The following is a 5049-nucleotide window of genomic DNA, read 5'->3' as shown; positions in this document are numbered from 1 at the left end:
CTGTTTTCGGAAGGCATGTCCGTTCCGGCAGGAGAAGTGTACACAGCCGTTGAGGCTCCCAAGGGCGAATTCGGTATCTACATGATTTCTGATGGTGCCAACAAACCCTACCGGATGAAAATTCGTGCCCCCGGTTTTTCTCATCTGGCAGCGATGGATGAAATGGCCAAGGGACACATGATTGCAGATGTGGTGGCGATACTGTCCACCATGGATATTGTTTTCGGCGAGATTGACAGGTAGAGCATGTTATCGGAAAAGTCCCTGAAAGCTATTGCCTTTGAGCGCAGCAAGTATCCGCAGGAAGAGTCGCGTTCTGCGTTGTTGGCGGCACTGCGTATTGCCCAGGAAGAACAGGGTTATCTGCGTGAGGAGCTGATTGAATATGTGGCAGAAATTCTGGGTTTGCCAGCCATTCAGGCTTTTGAGGTGGCGACTTTTTACACCATGTATGACCTCAAGCCCGTGGGTCGCCACAAGCTCTGCGTCTGTGGCAGCGTGTCCTGCTTTCTGAACGGATCAGACAGAATCATTGCTCATCTGAGTAAAACCTTGGGAATCGGTCTGGGTGAAACGACGGCTGATGGCTTGTTCACCCTGCAGGAAGTGGAATGCCTGGGTGCCTGTAAAGACGCGCCGATGATGCAGCTGGGAGATCGCTACTACGAAAACCTGACTCCAGAAAGTCTGGATGCCCTGATTGCCCAATTGCGGGGAGGATCTGAAGATGTACGTTAATGGCGTTACGCTGCAGAATCGTGGTATTCCCGACTCCCATCGTCTGTCCGTGTATGCCGGAACCGGTGGTTATGAAGCTTTGCGCAAGGTCCTCCAGGAACCGATGGCGCCCGAGCAGATTATTGCCGAAATGAAAAAATCCGCTCTGCGTGGACGCGGTGGTGCCGGCTTTCCGACCGGACTGAAGTGGAGTTTCATGCCCAAAGGGGTCAGTGGCACGAAATATCTGCTCTGCAATGCCGATGAGGGCGAGCCCGGCACCTGCAAGGATCGGGATATTATGCGCTATGAACCGCATCGCCTGATTGAGGGGATGATTATTGGTGCCTATGCCATGGGTGCCACGGCGGGCTACATTTTTATTCGTGGCGAGTTTATTGAACCCATCCATATTGTCGAGGATGCGCTGGCTGAAGCCTATGCAGCGGGGTATCTCGGCCAGAATATTCTGGGTACCGGTTTTTCCTTCGATTTGTATGTATATCGGGGTGCCGGGGCCTACATTTGCGGGGAAGAAACCGCGCTTATGGAAGCCCTGGAAGGCAAAAAGGGCCAGCCGCGCTTCAAGCCACCTTTTCCCGCCAGCTACGGACTTTATGGGCGCCCCACCACCATCAACAACGTCGAAACGTTCGCTTCGGTGCCGGACATTATCACCAGGGGCGGCGAGTGGTTTCTGAATCTGGGTAAACCCAATAATGGGGGCACCAAGATTTTCTCCGTCACTGGTCAGGTCCAGAAACCCGGAAATTACGAAGTCCCCATGGGGCTTCCGTTCCGGGAATTGCTGGAGATGGCCGGGGGCTTGCGTCCTGGTCGCCGGCTGAAAGCGGTGATTCCCGGTGGAACCAGCACGGCGATGGTGGCTGGGGAGGTGATGATGGATGTCACCATGGATTACGACTCCATTTCCAAGGCGGGTTCGGCTTTGGGTGCGGGTTCCGTGATTGTCATGGATGACAGTGTGTGCATGGTCCGCACGGTGGAGCGCATTGCCCGTTTTTATATGCATGAGTCTTGTGGTCAATGTACACCCTGCCGCGAAGGCATGGGTTGGTTGTGGCGGGTCATGCATCGCCTCGAAAACGGTCAGGGTCGCGAAGAAGACCTGCAACTGCTTCTGGATGTGGGTTCACGCATTGAGGGGCGGACCATCTGCGCCCTGGCAGATGGTGGGGTTGCGCCGGTGGTGAGCTCCATCAAGTTATTTCGTGAGGAATATGAATACCATATTGAACACAAAAGCTGCATGATCAGTATGGGAGAACACTGATGCTGCATATTGAAATAGACGGACAGCAAGTCGAAGTGGCAGCCGGGACCACGATCATGGAGGCCGCTGAGTCTCTAGGGATTTATATCCCGTTTTTCTGCTATCACCCCAAACTTTCTGTTGCCGCCAATTGCCGGATGTGTCTGGTGGATGTGGAAAAAGCGCCAAAACCCTTGCCCGCCTGTGCCACCCCGGTGTCCGACGGAATGAAAATAGCCACGGCTTCGCGCAAGGCAAAAATGGCCCAGCAGGGTGTTCTGGAATTTTTGCTGATCAACCATCCCCTGGATTGTCCGATTTGTGATCAGGGCGGCGAATGTCCATTGCAGGACATCACCATGGGCTTTGCCAATCCGCACAGTCATTACAATGAGGAGAAGCGGGTTGTCGAAGACAAGGATATCGGTCCGCTGATCACTACGGAAATGACCCGCTGCATTCAGTGTACCCGCTGTGTGCGTTTCGGGCAGGAAATCGGTGGCATCAAGGAGCTTGGGGCTACCGGACGCGGTGAACACATGGCCATTGGCACTTATGTCGCCAAGGCTGTGAAATCGGAATTATCCGGAAACATGATTGATTTATGTCCGGTGGGCGCGCTGACCAGCAAACCCTTCCGCTACAAGGCCCGCTCCTGGGAACTGAAGCACACCCCCGGCATTTGTCCGCATTGTTCCACGGGCTGCAATACCGATGTCCAAAGTCTGGGCAAGGAAGTGCTGCGGGTTTTGCCGCGCAATAATGAAGCCGTCAATGAACAGTGGATTTGTGACAAGGGGCGCTATGCCTACACCGGATTGAATGCGCCTGATCGGGTGACCAAGCCTTTGTTGCGCGATTCACAGGGTAAGTGGACGGAAGTCTCCTGGGCCGAAGCCCTGGAAGCGACTCTCGCCGGACTGGAAAAAGTGCTGGCCCGCCACGGTGCAGATAAACTGGCAGGACTGATTTCCGGACAGTCCAGTAACGAAGAACTGTTTTTGTTCCAGGCCTTGTTGCGCGGACTGGGTAGCCCGCATGTGGATCATCGTCTGCATCAGCAGGATTTCCGTGCGGATGCGGCCATGCCTCTTTATCCGGCGCTGAATATGAGTCTGGAAGAACTGGAAAGAGAGCCACTGATTATGCTCTGTCATGGCTTCACCCGACACCAGCAGCCGCTGACCAACCATCGCCTGCATAAGGCGGTACTGAACGGCGGCAAGGTAGTGAGCATTGACAGCATGCGTCAGGATTTCAATTTTCCGGTCACCCAGATGGTTGCCGGGGCGGGTGAAGATCTGGCCTTGTACCAGCAACTGGCGGGGCATTTTGCCCATATTCATGAAGAAAAACAGAGCGATGGTCTGGTAGATTTGGCCCGGGAAATGGCGGCAGCAGATAATCCGCTCATTTTGATTGGCAGTGCCCTGCTGCATCATCCCCAGGCTGCCGATTTACTGGCTCAGGTGGAAAGCATTGCCGAGCTGGCGGGTGGGCGGATTGGCTGGCTGGCAGATGAAAGCAACAGTGCCGGAGCCTGGTTGAGTGGCTGTGTACCCCAGCGCGCTCCTGGCGGTCACCTGCTGGCAGAGTCCGGTTTACCTGCAGGTGCCTGCTGGAATGCCGACATGCAGGGCTTTATTCTTTTCGGCGTAGAGCCGGGTGTGGATAGTCTCGCAGGAGCACAAGCAGTCCAGCGTCTGCGCGGTGCCGAGTTTGTTTTAAGTATCAGTCATTTTGGCAACGAAGCCCGGCAGTATGCGGATGTGATATTACCCATGGCCGCGTTTGCCGAGGGTTCAGGTTCTTATGTGAATAATGAAGGACGCTGCCAGTCGTTCCGCGCGGCAGTGAAATTACCCGGTGAAGCCCGCCCCGGCTGGAAAATATTGCGGGTATTGGGTGATGGTCTGAAGCTGCCAGACTTTCAGTATAATGAACTGAGTGAAGTGAGCGCCGCCTGGCATCATGCCGTGGGCGACTATGGTATGGATATTCCGCCCTTCCATGCCTTTCCAGCACTGGAAGCAGTGCAACCCATAGCAGCAGGCGCATTATTGCGCCTTGGTGACTGGCCCATTTATCAGGGTGATCCTCTGGTGCGCCGGGCCAAGCCGCTGAGTACACCCCTGGTTGCCAGAATGCATCCCGACCAGGCCCGTCAGTCGGGAATTCAGGGTGAGGCCGTGGAAGTCAGTACTGCATCGGGAAAAGTCACTCTGGCACTGGATCTGGATACACATATCCCCCTGGGTTGCATCTGGATTCCTCTGGGCTACCCGGAAACTTCGGGACTTGCTGCGCCTTATATGCCCTGTTCCATAGCGATGGCAGCATTACTGCCGGAAACCCAGAGGGCATCATGATGCATGATTTTTATCAAACCGGCTGGTGGGCAGTCATCTGGTCGATTATCAAAATTGTCATTGTGGTGGTGCCGTTGTTGCTGGGTGTGGCTTACCTGACCCTGGCAGAACGCAAAGTCATTGGTTACATGCAGGTACGTCTGGGACCCAACCGGGTGGGTTTCAGAGGTTCGCTGCAGCCTATTGCCGATGCGCTGAAGCTGATGTTCAAGGAAGTCATCATTCCCACCAGCGCCAATCGCTTCCTGTTTCTGGCAGCACCGGTGCTGGCGTTTGTCCCCGCGCTGCTGGTCTGGGCGGCAGTGCCTTTCGGGCCGGATGTGGCTATCTCCAACATGAACGCCGGTTTGCTGTACGTGCTGGCGATTGCCGGGTTGGGCGTGTACGGCATTATCGTGGCGGGCTGGGCTTCCAATTCCAAGTATGCGTTTCTGGGTGCCATGCGCGCCGCCGCACAGCTGGTTGCTTACGAAATCGCCATGGGTTTTGCCCTGGTCGGGGTGTTGATGTTGGCCCAGACCCTGAATCTGAGCAAAATTGTCGAGGCCCAGGCCGGTGGCGGTTTCTGGTCCTGGTACTGGTTGCCCCTTTTCCCGTTTTTTCTGGTGTATTTTATTTCCGGTGTGGCGGAAACCAACCGCGCACCTTTTGACGTAGCGGAAGGCGAGTCGGAAATTGTCGCCGGTTTCC

The 5049-nt window shown here is 55.3% G+C and carries 5 protein-coding genes; all 5 read left to right on the top strand.

All coding sequences use genetic code 11. From position 1 onward, the window contains the following. On the top strand, window positions 1-243 hold a 243-nt coding region (locus tag AC2VLY_RS13815), incomplete at its 5' end, for an NADH-quinone oxidoreductase subunit D-related protein (protein WP_486922474.1). Window positions 244-246: 3 nt separating this feature from the next. Next, window positions 247-738 (top strand): NADH-quinone oxidoreductase subunit NuoE, encoded by a 492-nt coding sequence (gene nuoE, locus AC2VLY_RS13810; protein WP_486922473.1) that lies wholly within the window; start codon window positions 247-249, stop codon window positions 736-738. Beyond that, window positions 728-2011 (top strand): NADH-quinone oxidoreductase subunit NuoF, encoded by a 1284-nt coding sequence (gene nuoF, locus AC2VLY_RS13805; protein ID WP_010641703.1) that lies wholly within the window; start codon window positions 728-730, stop codon window positions 2009-2011. Before nuoE ends, nuoF begins: the two co-directional genes overlap by 11 nt. Further along, window positions 2011-4359, top strand: a complete 2349-nt coding sequence (nuoG, locus tag AC2VLY_RS13800; protein WP_486922472.1) for an NADH-quinone oxidoreductase subunit NuoG — start codon at window positions 2011-2013, stop codon at window positions 4357-4359. The genes nuoF and nuoG overlap by 1 nt, the downstream gene beginning before the upstream one ends. Then, on the top strand, window positions 4356-5049 hold a 694-nt coding region (locus AC2VLY_RS13795), incomplete at its 3' end, for a complex I subunit 1/NuoH family protein (RefSeq protein ID WP_486894325.1). The genes nuoG and AC2VLY_RS13795, both read left to right, overlap by 4 nt.

The organism is Acidithiobacillus sp. TH-A36 (assembly GCF_057473445.1).
This window is presented reverse-complemented; position numbering and strand designations above follow the sequence as displayed.

What these genes read in the sequence shown, in the direction of transcription:
- nuoG (WP_486922472.1), top strand. Translation starts at nt 2,011, where the DNA reads ATGCTGCATATTGAAATAGACGGACAGCAAGTCGAAGTGGCAGCCGGG.
- nuoE (WP_486922473.1), top strand. Translation starts at nt 247, where the DNA reads ATGTTATCGGAAAAGTCCCTGAAAGCTATTGCCTTTGAGCGCAGCAAG.
- nuoF (WP_010641703.1), top strand. Translation starts at nt 728, where the DNA reads ATGTACGTTAATGGCGTTACGCTGCAGAATCGTGGTATTCCCGACTCC.